1 protein-coding gene is annotated in these 585 nt (G+C 65.8%); it reads left to right on the forward strand.

The genetic code is table 11. The features are described from left to right. Positions 1-585: fumarate hydratase (locus tag C9414_RS20865; protein WP_142398078.1), on the forward strand; the 585-nt coding region annotated here is incomplete at both ends.

A 585-nucleotide genomic window follows, 5' to 3' on the forward strand; every position in this document is an offset into this window, starting at 1 on the left:
CCAGTCCATCGCCGACGCGCTGCAGTACATCTCGTACTACCACCCGGTCGACTACATCAAGAACCTCGCCGCCGCCTACGAGCGCGAGGAGTCGCCGGCCGCGAAGGAAGCGATGGCCCAGATCCTGATCAATTCGCGGATGTGCGCCGAAGGCCACCGTCCGATCTGCCAGGACACCGGCATCGTCACCGTGTTCCTGGAAATCGGCATGGACGTGCGCTGGGACGACGCCACCATGGGCGTGGAAGACATGGCCAATGAAGGCGTGCGCCGTGCCTACCTGCACCCGGACAACAAGCTGCGCGCTTCGGTGCTGGCTGATCCGGCCGGCAAGCGCATCAACACCAAGGACAACACCCCGGGCGTGGTCAACGTCAAGGTGGTGCCGGGCAATACGGTCGACGTGATCGTCGCCGCCAAGGGCGGTGGCTCGGAAGCCAAGACCAAGTTCGCCATGCTCAACCCGTCCGACTCCATCGTCGACTGGGTGCTGAAGACCGTGCCGACCATGGGCGCCGGCTGGTGCCCGCCGGGCATGCTCGGCATCGGCATCGGTGGCACCGCCGAGAAGGCGATGCTGCTGGC

Origin of the sequence: Bacillus sp. Nf3, from assembly GCF_003028545.1 — a bacterium.
GTDB lineage: Bacteria > Bacillota > Bacilli > Bacillales > Bacillaceae > Bacillus > Bacillus safensis.